We start from the raw sequence: 20318 nt of genomic DNA, 5'->3' as shown, positions 1-20318 counted from the left end.
GTCCGGCCACGACAAGCATCGTGATCACAGATCGTGATCACAGACGGAACACATGGTGTGTTCCGTCTCAAATGCTGTGGCTGGACCACAGAGAAGTGGGGTTGACATGAAGTCTGCTCGCCTGCTGGGCAGGAGCCTTGCCATCGCCGCCGGAGTAGCGGCTCTCGGAGGTATGGTCCCGGGAGTCGTTCCCGCGGCCACCGCGTTCGCAGCCGATGCGTGCGGGCAGTCCTTCCACGACTACAAAGGGACGTTCACCGGGACGACCCTCGTGGACGGCGGCCCCCAGCAGCTGACCTACACGCTGGAGTTCCCGAAGCCCGGCACGTACGTCATGAGACTGGCCGTGCTCGGCTCAAGCGGTACCCATCAGGTCCAGGGCCCCATGAAGATCGTGTCCACCCAGTCGGTCGGCAGGCTGATGCTGACGGTGCCGGTCTTCCAGGCCAAGGGCCCCACCGAGTACATGGAGGTCACGGCGAGGGACACGCAGTGCGAGCCCGGCCTGCTGGGAACCACACCCCCGGAAGTGACAGCCTTCTCCCTCAACCTGCCGATGGGCGGCCAGGAAGTGATCATGTCCAGAACATCCTGACCGGCTCCGAGGGCCTGACCGGTGGCCGGGTCCAGGCTGCCTGCACCGCGATGAGGTCCTCCACGGTCTCGGCCCGGGCGGTCTGGGCGAGCAGCAGGAGGATCACCGTCACCTTGATCACGACCTCGGAGGACGGAGCTGACACCCTGTTGCGCCCCGGCATCCACCACGTTGATCCGGCCGTGATCCATGCCGGGTAGGTCGGCGGTCGGCAGCGGTCCAGCCCCGGCCGGACCGGCGACAGATTCCCGCGCACCTCGACCACCATCAGGAGCAGCTCCTGGTCCCGCCCGCTCGCCGCCGAGGACGTCGCCGCGCTCGGCAGCGACGGCGGGTAGTCGGCCGCGGCGCTGCACGGCCCGAAATCGAGTCCGGGTTGTTCGCGCTGCCCTCCCAGGCCGGTGCGCGGTGAGCACGCGGCCGCCACCGACGGCACCACCGGGCTGCTGGAGTGCGTGGAGGCCGTACGTGACCCCTCCCTGCGCCGACCTGCGACCAAGAACATCTCGCACGCCGACCTGGCCACGGCGATGCACCTGGCGAGCCGCGCGACGGCGCAGTGCCGTGTCGGCGTGGTGGACACGGACGATGGAACGCACGAGGATCGAGCACCATGCTGGCCGACTACAACTCCCCCGAGGACGCCCTGGGCGCCGTCAAGACGATGCCCAAGCGGACCGGCCCGCCTTAACGCCGGACGAGTGTGGGCCAGTCAGACCAACAAAACGCCTCTAGGTCAAATGGCCTAAAATGCCAAAATCGCGATAGACCTTCCCTGGGCAGGTTGCACCGCAGGTCACAGGCTTAACGCACTGGTGTTGGCCACGGGATGGAGCCGGGATCAGCTTCCGAGTCGCCCGAGGGGGCAGGGGAGACCGGGGTGGTGGCGGTTCGGGCAGCAGACCAGGCCGACTGACACGATGCTGCCCGAGTGGTTGTAGTAGACCCAGCTCACGTCGACGCCGACCGGCAGGGCGTCGAGTGCGTACCGGCGCTTTGCGTCCAGGCTCGCGTAGGCCCGCCGCCCGTCCTCGCGCTCCACAGGGGGGTTGGCGAGGTACTGCTCCACCAGCCAGTCGAGGGCCGCGGGGGCCTCGTCCCAGGTCCGCCGCGGGGATGCCTGGTTCGCCTTCATGAGCCACTGGCCCGTCATCATGGGTGGCAGGCGCGATGCCGGGAAATCGGCGGTGACCTCGCGGTACCGCCGGAGGATGCGGATGCCCGCCGTGTCGTCGCCCGACATGGGGGGCGCCGGGGTGGAGGGGGGCGGGGGCCGCCGATCGCCCTCCCGGTGGTAGCTGTCGGGTGATCCGGTCCACGGCCCGAAGCCGTGGATGTGTCCTGTCCACATCGTGCGTGCCTTCCGTAAGAGGGGGCGGGCCGCCCGGGACGGGGATGGAGCAGGTCAAGCGGTCAGGTCGCGGTCCCTCACCCAGCCGCGGGCGAAGTCGTCCAACTCGGCTGCGGTGAACCGCAGTTCCTTGCCGACGCCTTCGGGCACCTCAGCGGGGCGAGCGGTTCGGTGCTGGCCGTCGGGGTGTCCGGCATCGGCGACCACGGCCGGGTCGGCGTCGGCGACGTCCGGCGCCTCCATCAGGAGTACATGACCATCCTTCGGGCTGACCACGAAGGAAGGGGGCCACGGCACGTGGAGTGCCGTGCCGTGGAGTTGGCCTCCCGGATTCGGACGGCGCTCGCCCGTTCCACGGCTTCAGCCCGCGTGCGGGACATGCTGCACCGACTGGCGGCAGAGGTCATCAGTGCGGCGGCCTTTGCTTCACTCGACGCCAGCAGGCCACTGCGGGCGCGTGCCCATCTCGGCAAGGCCCTCGCCTTCGCGGGTCTGTCACGAGACGGGGAGGCGGTGTACCACGTCTGGAACCATATGTTCCTGGCGTCCAGTCAGCAGGAGAATCCCGCTGAAGCCATCGCCGGGGCAGACGTCATGAAGCGTTCGTCGATTGCTCGACGTGACCCGTTGTATCTCTCTCTCGGGCATCTGCGACACGCCAACGGGCCGGCGCGTGTGGGGCGAAGGTCCGAGGCTCTTCGTGCGCTCGGCGACGCCGAGCGCGCGTTCGCCCGCTCCGAAGAGAAACGACGCTCCGAGGGATCGGTTTCTACGACACCGGTGAGTTCGAAGCCCTGTCCGCGTTCGTGTGGGCAGCACTTGGCGAATTCGGGCGGGCCGAGTACCGCCTGCATCGCACGCTTGCGCTTCTTCCGGAAGGCATGGCCCGAAACCGGGCCCTGTACACAGCACATCTCGCCTGGGTTCAGGCCAGACAGAACGAACCGGAGCTGGCCTGCGCGACGAGCCGCCAGGCGCGGTTGCCGGTGTCCTCGGCCTGCGGATCACGGCGTACGGCAAGGACCCTGGACGCCACGCGAAGCGTCCTGCTGGCCTCGGGCACGAAGTCGCCCAGGGTCATCGAGTGGATCGAGGAGTCCGGCGCATGGACCTGAAGCGCTACACGCATGCCGACGCACGGGACGTGCGTTCCCTGCTGCTCGACGTCCACGACGAGGCGTACGGCGACTCGGCGGACCCGTTTCACTCGCGTGAGCGTTTCGCCTACTACGTCGACCTCTGGTCCGCGCGGGCGGACTGGCGATGCGTCTCGGGATGGGAGGCGGGCGGCCCCGTCGGGTACGCCTACGGCTCCATGTTCACACCGGGCGGCTGGTGGAGGAGGCATGAGCGCCCCTCCGGGCTGAAGAGCCCCGTCTTCGCCCTGTCGGAGTTCCTGGTGGTGCCCGCATGGCGGGGCACCGGTCGCGCACTGCGGATCCACGACGCGCTGCTCGACGACGTGGCGGCCGGAACCGTCACACTGCTGGTCGAGCTGCGACGCCCCGGGGTGCGGGCCATGTACGAGCGCTGGGGCTACGGCAAGGCCGGGGAGACGGAGCCCTCCGGTGACGTGCCGGGATACTCCGTCATGGTCAAGAGGCTGGAGAGTGGGCTCTGAGCGCCGTCCAGGCGTCCTGCCTGCCGGAGCGACACGGCCCGGCGGCTGCCGGTCCGGGCGCGTTCCGGGCCGGCGGCGGCCGCCCCCGCGGCGCCCGTGCCGTACCGCGGGGCGAAGCTCAGGGCCCGGTCGCGATCAGCTCGTCCGCGGCGGCGTTGACCGGCTGGGGGCAGCCCGCCAGGTCCAGCACGAACAGGGGGACGCCCAGGCGGTCGGCCCCGCCGCGGCCCTCGGCGGAGTAGCCCGCCAGGGAGAAGAACACGCACTGGGCGGACTCGGCGAGGCCGCTCAGCCACAGGCACTCCACCGAGCGGAGGGGTGAGGGGCGGGTGGAGGGGTCCACCTGTGCCAGGACCCCCGCGCCGCGCAGATCGATCCCCGAGACGGGGCGGCCCTCGGGCTGCACGACCTCGGTGTAGCCGAGCCAGCGCAGGTACATGGCGGCGGCCGTGACCGCGTCCCGGGCGGTGCGGATCGGCACGGGCCGGAACGCGGGGCGCACCGGCGGCGCGGCGAGGTGCGGCGGTGCCGGCAGATGGGCGGGCATCCGGGGGCCGGCCGGGTCGGGGGTGCGGAGTCCCGCGGGGCCGATCCCGGGGGCGGGGTGGTGCGGTGCGGCGGGGGCGTCGTCCGGGGGGCGCACGGCGATGCGCAGGACCGTCCCGCACGGGCAGCCCAGTTCGGGCTGCGGCCACTGGTCGTGCCGTCGGCAGGCCGGGCAGCAGACGGTCACCCAGTCGTCGCTCCAGGTCCGGTGGGTGACCGGCTGCGGCGGAGCCGCGGGCAGCAGGGGCGGCGCGAGAGGGGCCCCGCAGGCGCACGGATAGACCGGCGGGGCGTACAGGTGCTCACGTCGGCAGGCCGGGCAGCGGACCGGCACGCTCTCGATCATCGCGGAGTCTTCCCCTCGTGCGTCACACCGGCTCGCGCGCCGCAGCGGGCCCTCGGCCCGCTGCCCGCGGGACCCCCGTGGGTGTGTGTCGCGGTCCATCGTCCATCACGGGACGGGAGTTGGCGAGGCGCTTGCCGGACTGCGCCCCCGGTGCGCCCCGAGCCGCCCCCGCGGGCGACCGGGTGCGGCTCCGTCCCTTGACGTGGTCACGGGCACGTTCTAGATTGCTTCCGTATAGCAGAACTCATATTCCGCGATGTGGAAGATGAGGGAATACCGACTGGACGCCGACACGGGACCGACGCTCTCAGGTGGCGCGGCAGAGCCCGATCCCGAAGGCCGGAGCAGGAGCACCCATGCCTCGTATGACCGCCGCCCGAGCGGCCGTTGAGATCCTCAAGCGTGAAGGCGTCACCCACGCGTTCGGCGTGCCGGGCGCGGCGATCAACCCCTTCTACAAGGCCCTGAAGGAGGGCGGCGGCGTGCACCACACGCTCGCCCGCCATGTCGAGGGCGCCTCCCACATGGCCGAGGGGTACACCCGCACCCACCCGGGCAACATCGGCGTCTGCATCGGCACCTCGGGGCCCGCGGGCACCGACATGATCACCGGGCTCTACTCCGCCACCGGCGACTCGGTGCCGATCCTCTGCATCACCGGGCAGGCGCCCACCGCGGTCATCCACAAGGAGGACTTCCAGGCCGTCGACATCGCCTCGATCGCGGGCCCGGTCACCAAGGCGGCCACCACCGTCCTGGAGGCCGCCCAGGTCCCGGGCGTCTTCCAGCAGGCGTTCCACCTGATGCGCTCCGGGCGCCCCGGGCCCGTCCTCATCGACCTGCCGATCGACGTCCAGCTCACCGAGATCGACTTCGACCCCGAGACCTACGAACCGCTGCCGGTCTACAAGCCCGCCGCCACCCGGGCGCAGATCGAGAAGGCGGTCTCCTACCTGCTGGACTCCGAGCGCCCGCTGATCGTCGCCGGCGGCGGCGTGATCAGCGCCGACGCCTGCGAGCTGCTGGTCGAGTTCGCGGAGCTCACCGGGACCCCCGTCATCCCCACGCTCATGGGCTGGGGCGCGCTGCCCGACGACCACGAACTCAACGCGGGCATGGTCGGCGTCCAGACCTCCCACCGCTACGGCAACGCCACGTTCCTGGAGTCGGACTTCGTCCTCGGCATCGGCAACCGCTGGGCCAACCGCCACACCGGCTACAAGCTCGACGTCTACCGGGGCGAGCGCACCTTCGTCCACGTCGACATCGAGCCGACGCAGATCGGCAGGATCTTCGCCCCCGACTACGGCATCGCCTCCGACGCCAGGGCGGCCCTGGAGCTCTTCGTCGAGGTCGCCCGCGAGCTGAAGGCCGCCGGCCGCCTCCCCGACCGCTCCGCGTGGATCGCCTCCGCCCAGGAGCGCAAGGCCACCCTCCAGCGCCGCACCCACTTCGACGACGTGCCCCTGAAGCCGCAGCGCGTCTACGAGGAGATGAACAGGGCCTTCGGCCCCGACACCCGCTACGTCACCACCATCGGCCTCTCCCAGATCGCCGGTGCGCAGCTGCTGCACGTCTACAAGCCGCGCCACTGGATCAACTGCGGCCAGGCGGGCCCCCTCGGCTGGACCGTCCCGGCCGCCCTCGGCGTCGCCACCGCCGACCCCGAGGCCCAGGTCGTCGCCCTGTCCGGGGACTACGACTTCCAGTTCATGATCGAGGAGCTGGCGGTCGGCGCGCAGCACCGCATCCCCTACGTCCACGTCCTGGTCAACAACTCCTACCTGGGCCTGATCCGCCAGGCCCAGCTCGGCCTGGACATCGACTTCCAGGTCAACCTGGAGTTCGAGAACATCAACTCCCCCGAGATCGGGGTCTACGGCGTGGACCACGTCAAGGTCGTCGAGGGCCTGGGCTGCAAGGCGATCCGCGTCACCGAGCCCGACGGCCTGCTCCCCGCGCTGGAGCAGGCGAAGAAGCTCGCCGCCGAGTTCCGGGTGCCGGTCGTGGTCGAGGCCATCCTGGAACGGGTCACCAACATCTCGATGAGCCGCACCATGGACATCAGCGACATCTCCGAGTTCGAGGAGCCGGCCACCGAACCCGGCCACGCCCCCACGGCCGTCAGGCCGCTTCAGGTCTGACCGGACCACCGCCCGCCGCACCCCCGCCGAGGCCCCGGCCCGCGCCCCGCCGCGCGCCGGGGCCCCGGCGCGTCCCCTCCGGCCCGCCGCCCCCGCCCCGGCCGCCCCGGGCTCGGGAACCCCCCGGCGCCTCCGCCCGACCACTGCCACGGAAGCGACCGCCGCACCACCGGGTACCGGCAGGCCCCGGACCGGGGTGCCGGGCCAGACGGGAGACACGCCATGACCCCCTCCGTGCAGGACCGCACCCGCGGCACCGGCGGCGAGGACCCGGTACGGGACCGGGTCGAGGAGTTCGTCCGCTCCCGGGTCGTGCCCCGGGAACCGGAGCTGGACGCCGGCGGACCCGACGCCCGCCGTGCGCGGGCCGCGCTGCGCCGGGAGGCCAAGGAGGCCGGTCTGTGGGCCCTGCCGCTGCCGGAGGAGTTCGGCGGCCAGGGCATGCCCCTCCTGCGCTACGCGGCGGTGGCGGAGGCCGAGGGGGCGAGCGACCACGGCCCCGCCGTCCTCGGTTCCGCCTCCCTGCTCGACGCGGGCATGCTCGACCGGCACGCCCGCCCGGCCGTCCGCGACCGCTATCTGAGGCCGCTGGTGGCGGGGGACGTCTCCGCCAGCTACGCCATGACCGAGCCCGAGGTCCCCGGCAGCGACCCGGCGCTCGTCGCCACCCGGGCGGAGCAGCGACCGGACGGCAGCTGGCGGGTCACCGGGCGCAAGTGGTTCGTCTCGGGCGCGGCGCACGCCGACGTGGTCACCGTCCTCGCGCGGACCGCGGGCGCGGCGGGCGACCGCGACGGGCTGTCGCTGCTCCTCGTCCGCGCCGACGCGCCGGGCTTCCGGTTCGTCCGGGAGATCCCCGTCCTGGGCGCCGCCGGGCAGGGCGAGATCGAGCTGGACGGCGTCCCGGTGCCCGCGGACCATGTGATCGGCACGCCCGGCGCCGCCCTCGCCGTGGCCGGAGAGCGTCTGCAGCTCGGCCGCACGCTGCGCGCGCTGCGCTGGCTCGGGCAGGGCCGCCGAGCCTTCGACCTGATGTGCGCCCGCGCCGCGGGGCGGGTGGGGAGCCACGGGCCGCTCGCCTCCCACCAGCTCGTCCAGCAGCACGTCTTCGACGCGCTGCTGGCCCTGCGCACCACCGGACCCCTCGTGCACGAGGCGGTGGCGCTGATCGCCGACGGACGGGACGCGCGCACGGAGGTCGGGCTGGCGAAGGTGGCCGCCGCGCGGATGCTCCAGCAGGTCACGGACGCGGCCGTGCAGGTCCACGGCGCGGCCGGACTCGGCCCGGACACCGCCCTGCCCGCCCTGATGCGGGTGGGCCGGGCCGCCCGCATCCTCGACGGCCCCGACGAACTCCACATCGGTGCCGTCGCCCGCCGGGTCCTGCGCGCGTACGGGGAGGCCGGCACGGGCGCCTGAGGGGGCGTCACACCGGGCGGCGAGGCGCCGCGGCGGCCCGCCTCCTCCGGCCGGGGGGCGGGCCGCGCCCGCGGGCAGGCGTCGTGCGGGGACCCCGTCCGGTTCCCCCACGCGACTGTGGCGCAGGACACATGGGGCCGGGTGAAGGGCCGGAGGGCGATTCCCGTACCAACACGTGTCAGCTCCCCGAGGAGTGCGAGGATGAGGCCGCCATGACGACAGGCCGGTGGTGCCGCGCAGCGAGGGCCGCGATGTTCGCGGCCGTCTGCGTGCTGCTCGCCGCCGTCGGCCACATCCTCATGTCGGGTTCACCGGTCGGTCCGGGCGGCCTCGCCGCGGCGCTCGCCGTGACCGGGGCGCTCGCCTGGCTCCTCGGCGGCCGCGAGCGCACCCCCGGCGCGGTGACGGGCGCCACCGTCGCCGTCCAGGCGGGCCTGCACGCGGCCTTCTCGCTGGCGCAGGCGCTGGCCGCGCCCCGGACGGGGTCCGGCTCCCTGCTGCGCGAGTGGGCCGGCCACCTGCTGTGCTCACCGGCCCCCGGCACCGGCGCACACCTCTCCGGCGCCGCCGCGGCGCATTCCGCCGGGCACCTCGGCCACGGGGCCGCCCACCTGGCGCACGGGGCGATACCGGCCGGCCACGGGTCGGCGGGCATGTCGCCTGCGGGCATGCTGGCCGCCCATCTGCTGGCCGCCCTGCTGTGCGGGCTGTGGCTCGCGCACGGCGAACGCGCCGTCTTTCGTGCGCTGCACGCCCTCGCCGGCTGGCTGGCCGCCCCGCTGCGGTGCGTGCTGCGCCTCGCGCCGCCGCCCACCGCCCCGCGCAGCCGGGTGCGCCGCAGGCGCGCCTGCGTGCGGCTGCGCCTGCTCCTTCTCGCCTCCTCCTGCGTCACCCGGGGTCCACCCGCCGGCTCCGCTGTCTGCTGACAGCCGGCACCCCGACGCGCCGCCACCGGGCGCCTCGGGCATCGGCCCTGCCCTGCGGCGGGCCGTACCCCCACCGGCCGCCGTGCGCCGGCCGGACCCCGACTCACCGAAGGACACACGGCGATGACTGCTGCCCCGACAGCCACCGACACGGCCGCACCCCCCCGGGGAACGGCCTCCCACCCGGCCGCCACCGACGAGGAGATCACCCGGATCGCCCTTGCCGCACGGTGCGGGGACGCCCGTGCCGTGGAGGGCCTGGTGCGCGCCCTCCACCGGGACATCTGGCGCTACGTCGCCTATCTGAGCGCCGACCCCCAGGGCGCGGACGACCTGACCCAGGAGACCTTCCTGCGCGCCCTCGGCAGCCTCCACCGGTTCGAGGGGCGCTCCTCCGCCCGGACCTGGCTGCTGTCCATCGCCCGCCGCACGGTCGTCGACAGCCTCCGGCGCGCGGCCGCCCGGCCCCGGCTGTCGGACCGGGAGGACTGGCAGGGGGTCGCCGAGCGGCGCCAGCCGAGGACCCCGGGCTTCGAGGACGGCGTGGCGCTGGCGGAGCTGCTGGCCGCGGTCCCGGCGGAGCGGCGCGCCGCGTTCGAGCTGACCCAGGTGCTGGGGCTGCCCTACGCGGAGGCGGCCGAGGCGCTCGGCGTGCCCGTGGGCACGGTGCGCTCCCGGGTGGCCCGGGCGCGGGCCGCACTGGTCGCCCTGCTGACGGACCCGCAGGAGGGCCGGCCGGGGGCCGCCGAGGAGCCGGTGCCCGCGGCGCCGCTCCGCCCGCGTGTGCTGAGCGCGGTCGGCGGCGGCTGAGCCCGCCCCGGGGGTGCGCCGCGCCGCAGACCGGGGGCGCGGCACGGCACCCGGCCCGGAACGGCCGGGACCCGGCCTCCGTGTGAAGGCCGGGTCCCGGTCGTCGGGGCGGAGCGGGGGTCGCGCCGGGCGGCGGCGCCCCCGTGGTGGCCGCCCGACGGTGCGAGGCTGTCGGTGCAGTGCGTTCGCGCCGCCGGGCGGAGCGGGGGAGGGCGGCTGGGACCGCGGCGGGGCGATCGGCCCGCCGGCATTCCTCACGTCAGGTCGGAGAGGGTGCCGGTGGCCTTGACCACCGCACTGGCATCGTCCGACCGCCGCGGTCCTCGCCTGTGCCACGCCGCGTGACCACCCCTCATCGGGTCACGCGGCGCGGGCTTCGCGCGCGGAGCGGACCTCCCGTGGTGTGCTCCGCGCGCAGTCTGTCGGCTCAGTCCTCGCGCAGGGCGCGGACCGCCTCCTCCACGCGCCGGCCGTAGTCGGCGTCCGCGGCGTGGAAGTGGGCCAGGTTCTTCTCGACGATGTCGTCGCGGGTGACCTGGGAGAGGCCGCCGGCGATGTTGGCGACCAGGCGCCGCTTCTCCTCCTCGGACATCAGCCGGTAGAGCTCGCCGGCCTGGAAGAAGTCGTCGTCCTTGGCGTGCCCGGGGGCCGGGTGGGTGCCCGTCCAGCCCCGGACCTCCAGCGGGGCCGCGAGCGCGGCGTCCGTCTGCGCCGGGCCGGCGAAGGAGTTGGGCTCGTAGTTCCGGTCGTGGCGGGAGCCGTTGCGGGTGGCCATGAAGCCGTCGCGGCCGTAGTTGTCGGCTCCCCCGGGCACCGCCTTGGGGGCGTTGACCGGCAGCTGGGTGTGGTTGACGCCGAGCCGGTAGCGGTGGGCGTCCGCGTAGGCGAACAGGCGGCCCTGGAGCATCTTGTCCGGGGACGGGCCGATGCCGGGGACGAAGTTGTTGGGCGAGAACGCGGCCTGCTCCACCTCGGCGAAGACGTTGTCGGGGTTGCGGTCCAGCACCAGGCGGCCGACCCGCTGGAGCGGGTAGTCGGCGTGCGGCCACACCTTGGTCAGGTCGAAGGGGTTGAAGCGGTAGTCGGCGGCCTCGGCCGCGGGCATCACCTGGACGTAGAGCGTCCAGGAGGGGTTGACGCCGCGCTCGATGGCCTGGAGCAGGTCCGTCTGGTGCGAGGTGGCGTCCTCGCCGACCAGTTCGGCCGCCTGTTCGGCGGAGAGGCTGCGGATGCCCTGGTTGGTCTTGAAGTGGTACTTCACGAAGAAGGCCTCGCCCGCCGCGTTGGTCCACTGGTAGGTGTGGGAGCCGTAGCCGTTCATGTGGCGGTACGAGGCGGGGATGCCGCGGTCGCCCATGAGCCAGGTCACCTGGTGCGTCGCCTCCGGGGCGTGCGCCCAGAAGTCCCAGACGTTGTCCGGCTCCTGGCGGCCCGTGAACGGGTCGCGCTTCTGGGAGTGGATGAAGTCGGGGAACTTGATCGGGTCCTTGATGAAGAACACCGGGGTGTTGTTGCCGACGAGGTCGTAGTTGCCCTCCTCGGTGTAGAACTTCAGCGCGAAGCCCCGCGGGTCGCGGACGGCGTCCGCGCCGCCGAGGGAGTCGGCGACCGTGGAGAAGCGCAGGAAGGTCTCCGTCCGGCGGCCGACCGCGGAGAGGAAGTCGGCCCTGGTCCACGCGGTGACGTCGTCGGTGACCTCGAAGTAGCCGTAGGCGCCGGAGCCGCGGGCGTGCACCACGCGCTCCGGGATCCGCTCACGGTTGAAGCGCGCGAGCTTCTCCAGCAGGTGCTGGTCCTGGAGGAGGAGGGGGCCACCGACGCCGGCGGTGGCGGAGTTCTGGTTGTCGGCGACGGGGGCGCCGGACTCGGTCGTAAGCACGCGCTTCGACATCGTGACCTTCCGTACGGGGCTGCACTGGCTGACGGTGCGAGGAGCGTAGGTTCGCTCCCGAGAAGACGTCAACAGTTTGTTGAAATTCTGGCGAGGGGTTCCGGCCGGTGCCGGCGCCTGGGCGCGACAGGACAGGTGTCGGCACCGGCACCGACCGGAAGACGTTGCCCGCACCCGCCCGCGGCCGGGGCGTGCGGGGCCGCCGGGAAGGGCGGCGGGCGGGACGGGAGCCCGGGAAGGGGTCAGGCCTGAGAGCCGGACAGCCGCTCGACGGCGCGGAGCAGGGCGGAGTGGTCGAGCCCGCCGTCGCCCTGGGCGCGCAGCGAGGCGACCAGCTGGGCGACGACCGCGCCGACCGGCAGGGCGGCGCCCACGGCGCGGGCGGCGTCGGTGACGATGCCCATGTCCTTGTGGTGCAGGTCGATACGGAAGCCCGGTGTGAAGTCCCGGTCGAGGAAGTTGGCCTTCTTGCGGGTGAGCACCGTGGAGCCGGCCAGCCCGCCGCCCAGGACGTCGAGGGCGGCGGTCAGGTCCACGCCCGACTTCTCCAGGAAGACCACGGCCTCGGCGCAGGCCTGGATGTTCACCGCCACGATCAGCTGGTTGGCGGCCTTCACCGTCTGGCCGGAGCCGTGCGGCCCGCAGAGCACGATCGTCCTGCCGAGCGCCCGGAGGATCGGCTCGGCGGCGTCGAAGTCCGCCTGCTCGCCGCCGACCATGATGGACAGCACGGCCTCGACGGCGCCCGCCTCGCCGCCGGACACGGGGGCGTCCAGGACCCGGATGCCCTTCTCGGCCGCGGCCCCGGCCAGGTCGATCGAGGTCTGCGGCGTGATCGAGGACATGTCGATCAGCAGGGCGCCGCGCCTGGCGTTCTCCAGGATGCCGTCCGGGCCGTAGGCGATGGCCTCGACCTGCGGGGAGGCGGGCACCATCGTGATCACGACGTCCGCGTCGCGCACCGCCTCGGCGACCGAGGAGGCCGCGGTGCCGCCGGCGGCGGCCAGGCGGTCCAGCTTGTCCTGCTCCAGCGTGAAGCCGGTGACGGAGTAGCCGGCCTTCAGCAGGTTCTCGGACATGGGGGAGCCCATGATGCCGAGGCCGATCCAGGCGATGGTGGGAGTGCTCATGAGGGTACCTCTCTGGAAAACACGTGCGAAGGGGGTCAGTTGGCCGCTCGGGCCGGGGCGGGGAGCCAGTCGAACGCCTCGGCGCTCGGGCGGTCGCCGGGCTTGTACTCCAGCCCGACCCAGCCGTCGTAGCCCGCTGCCCGCAGCTCGTCGAGCAGCTGCTCCAGGGGGAGCGAGCCGGTGCCGGGGGCGCCGCGGCCGGGGTTGTCGGCGATCTGGACGTGGCCGGTCCGGTCGGCGTAGGCCGCGATGACCCCGGAGACGTCCTCGCCGTTCATGGACAGGTGGTAGATGTCGAGCAGGAACCGGGCGTTGCCCAGGCCGGTCGCCGCGTTCACCCTGTCGACGACCTCGATCGCCGCCGGGGCGCTCACCAGGGGGTAGAGCGGGGACTCCGGCCGGTTGAGGGCCTCGACGAGCAGGACGGCGCCGATCCGGTCGGCAGCGCGGGCGGCGAGGACGAGGTTCTCCAGCGCGAGCGCGTCCTGGGTCCCGGGGTCGGTGCCCTCGACGCGGTTGCCGTACAGGGCGTTGAGTGCCGTGCAGCCCGTCGAGGCGGCGAAGTCGGCGGCCACCTCGATGTTGGCCCGGAAGCGGTCGGACTCCTCGCCCGGTACCGACAGGGCGCCGCGGTCCGGGCCCGGGAGCTGCCCGGCGTAGAAGTTCAGGCCCACCAGCCGGGTGCCGGCGTCGTCCAGCGCCTTCTTCAGGGCGTCGAGCTCGGACTGCCCGGGGGTGGGGGTGTCGGTCCAGGGCCACCACAGCTCCACCGCGGTGAAGCCCGCCGCGGCCGCGGCCGCGGGGCGCTCCAGGAGCGGGAGCTCGGTGAAGAGGATCGAGAGGTTCACATCGAAGCGCTGGTCCGCGAATCCCATGAGGGGTGCGCTCCTTCCGTATTGCGGAAGTTTCTTTCTGCCTAACGGAATTCTGTAGAGCGGGGCTCGGGCCTGTCAAGCCGCCGGCGCGAAATCCCCCTCCGTCCAGCGGGTCGCCGGGAGCCCGGGTGCCGGTGTTCCGCCCCTGGTCGGAGCCGGTGCCGCCGGGGCGGGTCCGATCCGCGCGGGCGCCGCTACGGTGGGGGCATGGTGCGACTGAGAGTGGAGTTCACGACCGAGCCCTTCGACCTCGACGAACCGCCCGCGCACGCCGTGGCCGCTCGCGAGGTCGTCCAGGGCGCGGCGCTGGACAAGGTGGACGTCGGCCCCTTCGGCAACACCGCCGAGGGCGGGGCCGACGAGGTGCTCGGGGCCGTCGACGCGCTGCTGCGCGCGGCTCTGCGCAGCGGTGCGACCCGGGTGTCCCTCCAGGTGAACGTGGTGGACGGTGCCGGGGAGGGGCTCGGATGAGCGGGGCGGAGCACGCGCTCGCGCAGGCGGTGAAGCCGCTGGTCGACGCGATGGGCGGGAAGCTGCTCGCCCCCGCCGAGGCGCAGGACGACGACGTGGTGCTCAGCTGGGAGGGCGAGGAGGTGGTGGCGGTGCGCCTGCCGCAGCTCGCCGACTCCCTGGAGCACATCCTGGCCGCGATGGAGCGCCGGCACGGCTGCCCCCTCGCCGAACTCGACCGCAGGACCAAGCAGTCGGTCGTCCGGACGCTGGAGGCCCGCGGGGCCTTCTCCGTGCGGCACGGCGTCGAGACGGTGGCCGCGGCCCTCGGGGTCAGCCGCTTCACCGTGTACAACTACCTGAACAGGGAGAACGCCGCCCGCGGCGACTGAGTCCCGGTGCCCGTGGGAGCCGCCGCCCGGTGCGGCCGCCGGCGGCCTCCACCCCCCACGACTTTTCAACAAAGTGTTGACGTCGACTTCGGGAGGGCGTTAGCTATCCGCAGCCCGTCCGACGCACCGAGATGATCAAGCCACGGAGGCTCCCGTGACTGCACTTGAGAACCCGGGCCTCGCCCGGTTCAACGCCTCCGAGGACAGTGCGGCGCAGACCGCACTGCACGAGGTGTGCGCCAGCGCCGCCTGGGTGGGCGCGATCCTCGCCCGGCGCCCGTACGCCGACGTGGAGAGCCTGATGCGCACCAGCGACACCGCCACGGCGGGGCTGACGGCGCAGGACCTGGCCGAGGCGATGGCCGGGCACCCCCCGATCGGCCGCCCCAGGCCCGGCGACCCCACCTCCTCCCGCGAACAGCGCGGCATGGCCGGGGCGTCCGAGGAGCTGAAGGCCGAGATGCTCGAACTCAACCTGGCCTACCAGGAGAGGTTCGGGCACGTCTTCCTGATCTGCGCGACCGGGCGCACCGGGGAGCAGATGAGGGACGCCGCACGCGAGCGGATCGGCAACACGCCGGAGCAGGAGCGGGAGACCGTCCGCACCGAACTCGGCAGGATCAACCGCATCCGGCTGGCCCGTCTCGTGGAGCCCGCAGAGGAAGAAGAGGCATGAGCACGCACACCACCGCATCGGTGTCCACGCACATCCTGGACACGAGCATCGGACGCCCGGCCGAGGGCGTCGCCGTCTCCCTGTCGGCCCGCGGCGGCGGCGCCGGTGCGGCGTGGCGGGCGCTCGGCGCCTCGGCGACCGACGCGGACGGGCGGTGCAAGGACCTCCCGGCCCTGCCGGAAGGCACGACCCACGTACGTCTGGACTTCGCGACCGAGGAGTACCTCCTCCGCCGCGGCACCGGACCCCAGCAAGCCGATGTGCAGCAGGACGCCCCCGCGAATCGGGACAGCGGTGCGACCGGTGCGTTCTTCCCGGAGGTGGCGATCACCTTCGCCGTCGTACCGGGCGAGCACTACCACGTACCGCTGCTGCTCAACCCGTTCGGCTACTCCGTTTACCGAGGGAGCTAGCAGACAATGCCCACGATTCTCGGCCAGAACCAGTACGGCAAAGCAGAGAACCGCGTCGTCAGGATCACGCGGGACGGCGACACCCACCACATCAAGGACCTGAACGTCTCCGTCGCCCTCTCCGGCGACATGGACGATGTGCACTACTCCGGCTCCAACGCCCACGTCCTGCCGACCGACACCACCAAGAACACGGTGTTCGCGTTCGCCAAGGAGTACGGCATCGAGTCCGCCGAGCAGTTCGGCATCCACCTGGCCCGGCACTTCGTCACCAGCCAGGAGCCGATCCACCGGGCGCGCATCCGCATCGAGGAGTACGCCTGGGAGCGCATCACGACCTCCGACGGCAACTCCAGGTTCATCGGGGCCGACGAGGTCCGGCACTCCTTCGTCCGCAAGGGCCAGGAGATCCGCACCACCCAGGTCACCTACGACGGCTCGTCCTTCGAGGTGGTCTCCGGCCTCAAGGACCTGGTCGTGATGAACTCGACCAACTCCGAGTTCTGGGGCTACGTCAAGGACCGGTACACCACCCTCAAGGAGGCCTACGACCGCATCCTGGCGACCCAGGTGGCCGCCCAGTGGCGCTACAACTGGACCTCCGACGAGCAGCGCTCGCCGAACTGGGACAAGTCCTACGAGCAGGCCAAGAAGCACATGCTCCAGGCCTTCGCCGAGACCTACTCGCTGTCGTTGCAGCAGACCCTCTACCAGATGGGTTCGCGCATCATCAACAGCCGCAGCGAGATCGACGAGATCCGCTTCTCGCTCCCCAACAAGCACCACTTCCTGGCCGACCTCGAACCCTTCGGCCTGAAGAACGACAACGAGGTCTACTTCGCCGCGGACCGCCCCTACGGCCTCATCGAGGCCACCGTGCTGCGCGACGGAGTCGAACCGAGGATCCCGGTCGACATGACCAACCTCTGACGCGAGGCCGCGCGCCGCCCCGCCCGCCGACACGGGCGGAGCGGCCCGCGGACCGGAGGGAGGACCATGGCACAGCCCCCGGCGTCCGGGAGCCCGGCACCCGGTACCGGCCCCGGCGCCGCCCCCCCCTGGCGGGCGGGCGGCGCGCCTCCGCACGACCCGCGCCCGTGCGGCCCGCCGCCCCGTCCACGGCCCCGGCCCTGTCCCCCGCCCCGCTCCTCCACCCTCTCGGCACCCGCAGCCGCCGGACCGGCCTCCCCGGCGGGCCGCCCGGCTGCGGCACTCAAATCCTCCAGGGTCCTGCCGTGCCCTTCCCCGGGATCCCGGCCCGAGGACGCCGCCGCCCGGGCGACGTCCCCGGACGGCCGTCCCGGGGAGCCTCCGCCACCCCACCCGACACGAAGAAGGACGCATCATGGCACCTTCGGCAGCCCCCGGAACGACCGAACGCCTCGTCATCGAGAACTGCGCCGTCGCCACCGTCGACGCCCGGGACACCGAGTACGCGACGGGCCACATCGTCGTGGCGGGCAACCGCATCGAGTCCGTCGGCGCGGGCGCGGCCCCCGAGGGCCTGGAGAACGTCGTGCGCCGCATCGACGCCACGGGCCACCTCGCCACCCCGGGCCTGGTCAACACCCACCACCACTTCTACCAGTGGATCACCCGCGGACTGGCCACCGACCACAACCTCTTCAACTGGCTCGTGGCCCTCTACCCGACCTGGGCACGCATCGACGAGGCCATGGTCCGCGCCGCCGCACAGGGCTCCCTCGCCATGATGGCCCGCGGCGGCGTCACCACCGCCATGGACCACCACTACGTCTACCCGAAGGGCAGCGGCGACCTGTCCGGCGCCATCATCGGCGCCGCCCGTGAGACGGGCGTCCGCTTCACCCTCGCCCGCGGCTCCATGGACCGCAGCGAGAAGGACGGCGGTCTGCCGCCGGACTTCGCCGTCGAGACCCTCGAAGGCGCCCTCGCCGCCACCGAGGAGACCGTCCGCGCCCATCACGACGCCTCCTTCGACGCCATGACGCAGGTCGCCGTCGCGCCCTGCTCCCCCTTCTCCATTTCCACCGAACTCCTCAGGCAGGGTGCCGAGCTGGCCCGACGCCTCGGCGTCCGGCTGCACACCCACGGCTCGGAGACCGTGGAGGAGGAGAAGTGGTGCCACGAGCTCTTCGGCATGGGCCCCACCGACTACTTCGAGTCCACCGGCTGGCTGGGCGAGGACGTGTGGATGGCCCACTGCGTCCACATGAACGACTCCGACATCGAGGCCTTCGCCCGCACCGGCACCGGCGTCGCCCACTGCCCCTCCTCCAACGCCCGCCTCGCCGCCGGCATCGCCCGGGTCCCCGACATGCTCGCCGCGGGTGTCCCGGTCGGCCTCGGCGTCGACGGCACCGCCTCCAACGAGTCCGGGGAACTGCACACCGAACTGCGCAACGCGCTCCTGATCAACCGCCTCGGCGCCCACCGCGAGGCGGCCCTGAACGCCCGCCAGGCGCTGCGCCTGGGCACCTACGGCGGCGCCCAGGTGCTCGGCCGCGCCGACGCGATCGGCTCCCTGGAGCCCGGCAAGGTCGCCGACCTGGTGCTCTGGAAGCTGGACACCCTCGCGCACTCCTCGATCGCCGACCCGGTGGTCGCCCTGGTGTTCGGCGCCGCCGCACCCGTCACCCTCTCCCTGGTGGACGGGCGCCCGGTCGTCGAGGCGGGCCGCCTCACCACCGTCGACGAGGAGGCCGTCGCCCGCTCCACCCGGGACGAGGCCCGGCGCCTGGCGCGGATCGCCGCGGGGGGCTGACGGCCCCGCGGACCGCGGGCCGCCGCGGCCCGCACCGACAAGGCTCCGGCCGGGGGGGACGGCCCCCGGCCGGCGGCCGTGGACCCGAGCGGGGTCCACGGCGGCCGCACCGGGGGGTGCGCGTCAACGGACGGCGCACCCCCCGGATGCGGTGACACGTGCCCCCTGCGGACCCCGTGCCACCGCGCACCACCGCACCACACCGGACGGGCGCCCGGTGCGTGCACCGCACCACCAGCACCACCTCCCTGACACCCATGTCGACGACGACGTGTTAACCGACCGGAGGCACCGCCGTGGCCGTGCAGAAGCCGAACGCCGACACCCCGGACCGGGCCGGATCCCCGGACCGGGCCGACACCCCGGACCGGTCCGAGTCCCCGGGCCGCGCGGACGGGGAGGACCGGAGGCATCCGGTCGACGAGATCCTGCCCCCCGCCAGGATGCTCACCAGCGGCCTCCAGCACGTGGCCGCCATGTACGCGGGCGTCGTGGCCCCGCCCCTCATCGTGGGAGCGGCCGTCGGCCTCTCCGCCGCCGAACTCACCTTCCTGACGGGCGCCAGCCTGTTCACCGCCGGCCTCGCCACCTTCCTCCAGACCCTCGGCGTCTGGAGGATCGGAGCCCGGCTCCCGTTCGTCAACGGCGTCACCTTCGCCGGTGTGGCGCCGATGCTCGCGATCGTCGACACCGCGCCGAACAAGGACGACGCCCTGCCGATCATCTTCGGCGCGATCATCGTCGCCGGCCTGCTCGGCTTCCTGGCCGCACCGTTCTTCGGCAAGCTCGTGCGCTTCTTCCCCCCGGTGGTCACCGGGACCGTGATCACCCTGATCGGCATCTCCCTGCTCCCCGTCGCCTTCGGCTGGGCCCAGGGCCCGGACCCCTCGGCCGCCGACTACGGATCGGCCCGCTCCCTCGCCCTCGCGGCCCTCACCCTGCTGATCGTCCTCGGGCTGCGCCGCTTCACCACCGGCTTCCTCCGGCAGATCGCGGTCCTCGTCGGCCTGGTGGCCGGCACCCTGGCCGCCGTCCCCTTCGGCGTCGTCGACCTCGCCCCCGTCACCGGGGCGGACGTCGTCGGCTTCCCCACGCCCTTCCACTTCGGCGCCCCGCAGTTCGCGCTCGCCGCCATCCTCTCGATGTGCGTGGTGATGATCGTCTCCATGACGGAGTCCACCGCCGACATGCTCGCCCTCGGCGAGATCGTGGAGCGCCCCGCCGACGAGAGGACCATTGCCGCCGGGCTGCGGGCGGACACCCTCGGCTCCGCGCTGAGCCCGCTGTTCAACGGCTTCATGTGCAGCGCCTTCGCCCAGAACATCGGCCTGGTGGCCATGACCCGCATCCGCAGCCGCTTCGTCGTCGCCTGCGGCGGCGGCTTCCTGGTCCTGATGGGGCTCTGCCCGATGGCCGCCGCCCTGATCGCGGTCGTGCCCCGCCCGGTCCTCGGCGGCGCGGGCATCGTGCTGTTCGGCTCGGTCGCCGCCAGCGGCATCCAGACCCTGGTCCGGGCCGGGCTGGAGAAGGACGCCAATGTGCTGATCCTCGCCGTCTCCCTGGCCGTCGGCATCATCCCGATCAGCGCCCCGGAGTTCTACCACGCCTTCCCCGAGACCGCGAAGATCATCCTGGACTCCGGCATCTCCACCGGCTGCGTCGCGGCCGTCCTGCTCAACCTGGTCTTCAACCACCTCGGGAAGCGGGACGGGAGCGGGGAGGACACCGCTCCGGGGGAGTCCGGCGACGGGATCACCGGCAGGCAGCCCGCGTCCGCGGCCCACTGAGAGGGCAGCCCCGTCCGGGGCCCGCGGCGAAGGCGGCGCGCGGGCGGCCGGGCGCGCCCCTGGGCCCGCAGCACGGGCGGCCCGGTCCCGGGCCGCCCGTCGCCTCCGCCCCGCCGGAGGCCCGGCCCGCCCGCCCCGGCCGCGCGGACTTGACGGGCCCCCGCCGGGGACGGTGGAGTTCCAGGCGATCCGCCCCCACCCGG

The 20318-nt window shown here is 73.2% G+C and carries 21 protein-coding genes; 13 read left to right on the top strand and 8 right to left on the bottom strand.

What is annotated here, in order from left to right:
- Positions 1-106 precede the first annotated feature (106 nt).
- Positions 107-595, top strand: a complete 489-nt coding sequence (locus ACGF15_RS02890; RefSeq protein WP_392796683.1) for a hypothetical protein — start codon at positions 107-109, stop codon at positions 593-595.
- Here the strand turns inward: ACGF15_RS02890 and ACGF15_RS02885 are convergent.
- From ACGF15_RS02885 to ACGF15_RS02870, 4 genes are all read right to left on the bottom strand, one after another.
- A complete protein-coding gene (locus ACGF15_RS02885; protein ID WP_392796681.1) occupies positions 576-1100 on the bottom strand; it encodes a hypothetical protein in 525 nt (174 codons plus the stop codon). The two genes, ACGF15_RS02890 and ACGF15_RS02885, sit on opposite strands and share 20 nt — an antisense overlap.
- 336 nt (positions 1101-1436) lie before the next feature.
- The gene (locus tag ACGF15_RS02880; RefSeq protein WP_392796680.1) at positions 1437-1946 is read right to left on the bottom strand and encodes a hypothetical protein; all 510 of its coding nucleotides are present in this window, start codon (positions 1944-1946) and stop codon (positions 1437-1439) included.
- Positions 1947-2000: 54 nt separating this feature from the next.
- Positions 2001-2189 (bottom strand): hypothetical protein, encoded by a 189-nt coding sequence (locus ACGF15_RS02875; RefSeq protein ID WP_392796679.1) that lies wholly within the window; start codon positions 2187-2189, stop codon positions 2001-2003.
- Between the two features lie 682 nt (positions 2190-2871).
- Entirely contained in the window at positions 2872-3075 is a 204-nt protein-coding gene (locus tag ACGF15_RS02870) for a hypothetical protein (RefSeq protein WP_392796678.1), read from the bottom strand.
- On the opposite strand from ACGF15_RS02870, the gene ACGF15_RS02865 reads away from it, so the two are divergent.
- Complete coding sequence (locus tag ACGF15_RS02865; RefSeq protein WP_392796677.1) at positions 3052-3567, top strand: GNAT family N-acetyltransferase; 516 nt, start codon at positions 3052-3054, stop codon at positions 3565-3567. The genes ACGF15_RS02870 and ACGF15_RS02865 overlap by 24 nt on opposite strands.
- 118 nt (positions 3568-3685) lie before the next feature.
- On the opposite strand, the gene ACGF15_RS02860 is transcribed toward ACGF15_RS02865, so the two are convergent.
- The gene (locus ACGF15_RS02860; protein WP_392796676.1) at positions 3686-4459 is read right to left on the bottom strand and encodes a hypothetical protein; all 774 of its coding nucleotides are present in this window, start codon (positions 4457-4459) and stop codon (positions 3686-3688) included.
- 356 nt (positions 4460-4815) lie between these two features.
- On the opposite strand from ACGF15_RS02860, the gene gcl reads away from it, so the two are divergent.
- The 4 genes from gcl to ACGF15_RS02840 all read left to right on the top strand — a co-directional run bounded on the left by gcl (position 4816) and on the right by ACGF15_RS02840 (position 9758).
- Positions 4816-6603, top strand: coding sequence for a glyoxylate carboligase (gcl, locus tag ACGF15_RS02855; protein ID WP_392796675.1), 1788 nt, complete (start codon positions 4816-4818; stop codon positions 6601-6603).
- Between the two features lie 222 nt (positions 6604-6825).
- A complete protein-coding gene (locus ACGF15_RS02850; RefSeq protein ID WP_345609155.1) occupies positions 6826-8022 on the top strand; it encodes an acyl-CoA dehydrogenase family protein in 1197 nt (398 codons plus the stop codon).
- 212 nt (positions 8023-8234) lie between these two features.
- Positions 8235-8948: a hypothetical protein gene (locus ACGF15_RS02845; protein WP_392796674.1), complete on the top strand. Its 714-nt coding sequence runs from the start codon at positions 8235-8237 to the stop codon at positions 8946-8948.
- 123 nt (positions 8949-9071) lie between these two features.
- A complete protein-coding gene (locus tag ACGF15_RS02840) occupies positions 9072-9758 on the top strand; it encodes a sigma-70 family RNA polymerase sigma factor (RefSeq protein ID WP_345609151.1) in 687 nt (228 codons plus the stop codon).
- 427 nt (positions 9759-10185) lie between these two features.
- Here the strand turns inward: ACGF15_RS02840 and ACGF15_RS02835 are convergent, their stop codons facing one another.
- From ACGF15_RS02835 to ACGF15_RS02825, 3 genes are all read right to left on the bottom strand, one after another.
- Positions 10186-11649, bottom strand: a complete 1464-nt coding sequence (locus ACGF15_RS02835) for a catalase (RefSeq protein ID WP_360651883.1) — start codon at positions 11647-11649, stop codon at positions 10186-10188.
- Between the two features lie 242 nt (positions 11650-11891).
- Positions 11892-12779, bottom strand: a complete 888-nt coding sequence (locus ACGF15_RS02830; RefSeq protein ID WP_392796673.1) for a 2-hydroxy-3-oxopropionate reductase — start codon at positions 12777-12779, stop codon at positions 11892-11894.
- 35 nt (positions 12780-12814) lie between these two features.
- A complete protein-coding gene (locus ACGF15_RS02825; RefSeq protein ID WP_392796672.1) occupies positions 12815-13654 on the bottom strand; it encodes a TIM barrel protein in 840 nt (279 codons plus the stop codon).
- 210 nt (positions 13655-13864) lie between these two features.
- On the opposite strand from ACGF15_RS02825, the gene ACGF15_RS02820 reads away from it, so the two are divergent.
- The 7 genes from ACGF15_RS02820 to ACGF15_RS02790 all read left to right on the top strand — a co-directional run bounded on the left by ACGF15_RS02820 (position 13865) and on the right by ACGF15_RS02790 (position 20115).
- Entirely contained in the window at positions 13865-14125 is a 261-nt protein-coding gene (locus ACGF15_RS02820) for a hypothetical protein (protein WP_345609844.1), read from the top strand.
- Positions 14122-14496, top strand: coding sequence for a helix-turn-helix domain-containing protein (locus ACGF15_RS02815; protein WP_345609143.1), 375 nt, complete (start codon positions 14122-14124; stop codon positions 14494-14496). Before ACGF15_RS02820 ends, ACGF15_RS02815 begins: the two co-directional genes overlap by 4 nt.
- Positions 14497-14650: 154 nt before the next feature.
- Positions 14651-15172 carry a 2-oxo-4-hydroxy-4-carboxy-5-ureidoimidazoline decarboxylase gene (gene uraD, locus ACGF15_RS02810; protein ID WP_362614524.1) on the top strand — a complete coding sequence of 174 codons (522 nt, stop codon included), beginning with the start codon at positions 14651-14653 and terminating at the stop codon, positions 15170-15172.
- The gene (uraH, locus tag ACGF15_RS02805) at positions 15169-15585 is read left to right on the top strand and encodes a hydroxyisourate hydrolase (RefSeq protein ID WP_345609140.1); all 417 of its coding nucleotides are present in this window, start codon (positions 15169-15171) and stop codon (positions 15583-15585) included. The genes uraD and uraH overlap by 4 nt, the downstream gene beginning before the upstream one ends.
- A 6-nt stretch (positions 15586-15591) precedes the next feature.
- Positions 15592-16515, top strand: coding sequence for a factor-independent urate hydroxylase (gene pucL, locus ACGF15_RS02800; RefSeq protein WP_345609139.1), 924 nt, complete (start codon positions 15592-15594; stop codon positions 16513-16515).
- A 415-nt stretch (positions 16516-16930) separates the two neighbouring features.
- A complete protein-coding gene (locus ACGF15_RS02795) occupies positions 16931-18328 on the top strand; it encodes an 8-oxoguanine deaminase (protein WP_392796669.1) in 1398 nt (465 codons plus the stop codon).
- 443 nt (positions 18329-18771) lie between these two features.
- Positions 18772-20115: a nucleobase:cation symporter-2 family protein gene (locus ACGF15_RS02790; RefSeq protein ID WP_392796886.1), complete on the top strand. Its 1344-nt coding sequence runs from the start codon at positions 18772-18774 to the stop codon at positions 20113-20115.
- The last annotated feature ends 203 nt before the right edge of the window (positions 20116-20318 follow it).

The organism is Streptomyces sp. NPDC048001, from assembly GCF_043203115.1.
Taxonomy (GTDB): Bacteria; Actinomycetota; Actinomycetes; order Streptomycetales; family Streptomycetaceae; genus Streptomyces; species Streptomyces sanyensis.
This window is presented reverse-complemented; position numbering and strand designations above follow the sequence as displayed.

Coding starts and splice junctions, on each gene's coding strand:
- ACGF15_RS02890 (WP_392796683.1), top strand. CDS start 107: ATGAAGTCTGCTCGCCTGCTGGGCAGGAGCCTTGCCATCGCCGCCGGA.
- ACGF15_RS02885 (WP_392796681.1), bottom strand. CDS start 1,100: ATGTTCTTGGTCGCAGGTCGGCGCAGGGAGGGGTCACGTACGGCCTCC.
- ACGF15_RS02880 (WP_392796680.1), bottom strand. CDS start 1,946: ATGTGGACAGGACACATCCACGGCTTCGGGCCGTGGACCGGATCACCC.
- ACGF15_RS02875 (WP_392796679.1), bottom strand. CDS start 2,189: ATGGAGGCGCCGGACGTCGCCGACGCCGACCCGGCCGTGGTCGCCGAT.
- ACGF15_RS02865 (WP_392796677.1), top strand. CDS start 3,052: ATGGACCTGAAGCGCTACACGCATGCCGACGCACGGGACGTGCGTTCC.
- ACGF15_RS02870 (WP_392796678.1), bottom strand. CDS start 3,075: ATGCGTGTAGCGCTTCAGGTCCATGCGCCGGACTCCTCGATCCACTCG.
- ACGF15_RS02860 (WP_392796676.1), bottom strand. CDS start 4,459: ATGATCGAGAGCGTGCCGGTCCGCTGCCCGGCCTGCCGACGTGAGCAC.
- gcl (WP_392796675.1), top strand. CDS start 4,816: ATGCCTCGTATGACCGCCGCCCGAGCGGCCGTTGAGATCCTCAAGCGT.
- ACGF15_RS02850 (WP_345609155.1), top strand. CDS start 6,826: ATGACCCCCTCCGTGCAGGACCGCACCCGCGGCACCGGCGGCGAGGAC.
- ACGF15_RS02845 (WP_392796674.1), top strand. CDS start 8,235: ATGACGACAGGCCGGTGGTGCCGCGCAGCGAGGGCCGCGATGTTCGCG.
- ACGF15_RS02840 (WP_345609151.1), top strand. CDS start 9,072: ATGACTGCTGCCCCGACAGCCACCGACACGGCCGCACCCCCCCGGGGA.
- ACGF15_RS02835 (WP_360651883.1), bottom strand. CDS start 11,649: ATGTCGAAGCGCGTGCTTACGACCGAGTCCGGCGCCCCCGTCGCCGAC.
- ACGF15_RS02830 (WP_392796673.1), bottom strand. CDS start 12,779: ATGAGCACTCCCACCATCGCCTGGATCGGCCTCGGCATCATGGGCTCC.
- ACGF15_RS02825 (WP_392796672.1), bottom strand. CDS start 13,654: ATGGGATTCGCGGACCAGCGCTTCGATGTGAACCTCTCGATCCTCTTC.
- ACGF15_RS02815 (WP_345609143.1), top strand. CDS start 14,122: ATGAGCGGGGCGGAGCACGCGCTCGCGCAGGCGGTGAAGCCGCTGGTC.
- uraH (WP_345609140.1), top strand. CDS start 15,169: ATGAGCACGCACACCACCGCATCGGTGTCCACGCACATCCTGGACACG.
- pucL (WP_345609139.1), top strand. CDS start 15,592: ATGCCCACGATTCTCGGCCAGAACCAGTACGGCAAAGCAGAGAACCGC.
- ACGF15_RS02795 (WP_392796669.1), top strand. CDS start 16,931: ATGGCACCTTCGGCAGCCCCCGGAACGACCGAACGCCTCGTCATCGAG.
- ACGF15_RS02790 (WP_392796886.1), top strand. CDS start 18,772: ATGCTCACCAGCGGCCTCCAGCACGTGGCCGCCATGTACGCGGGCGTC.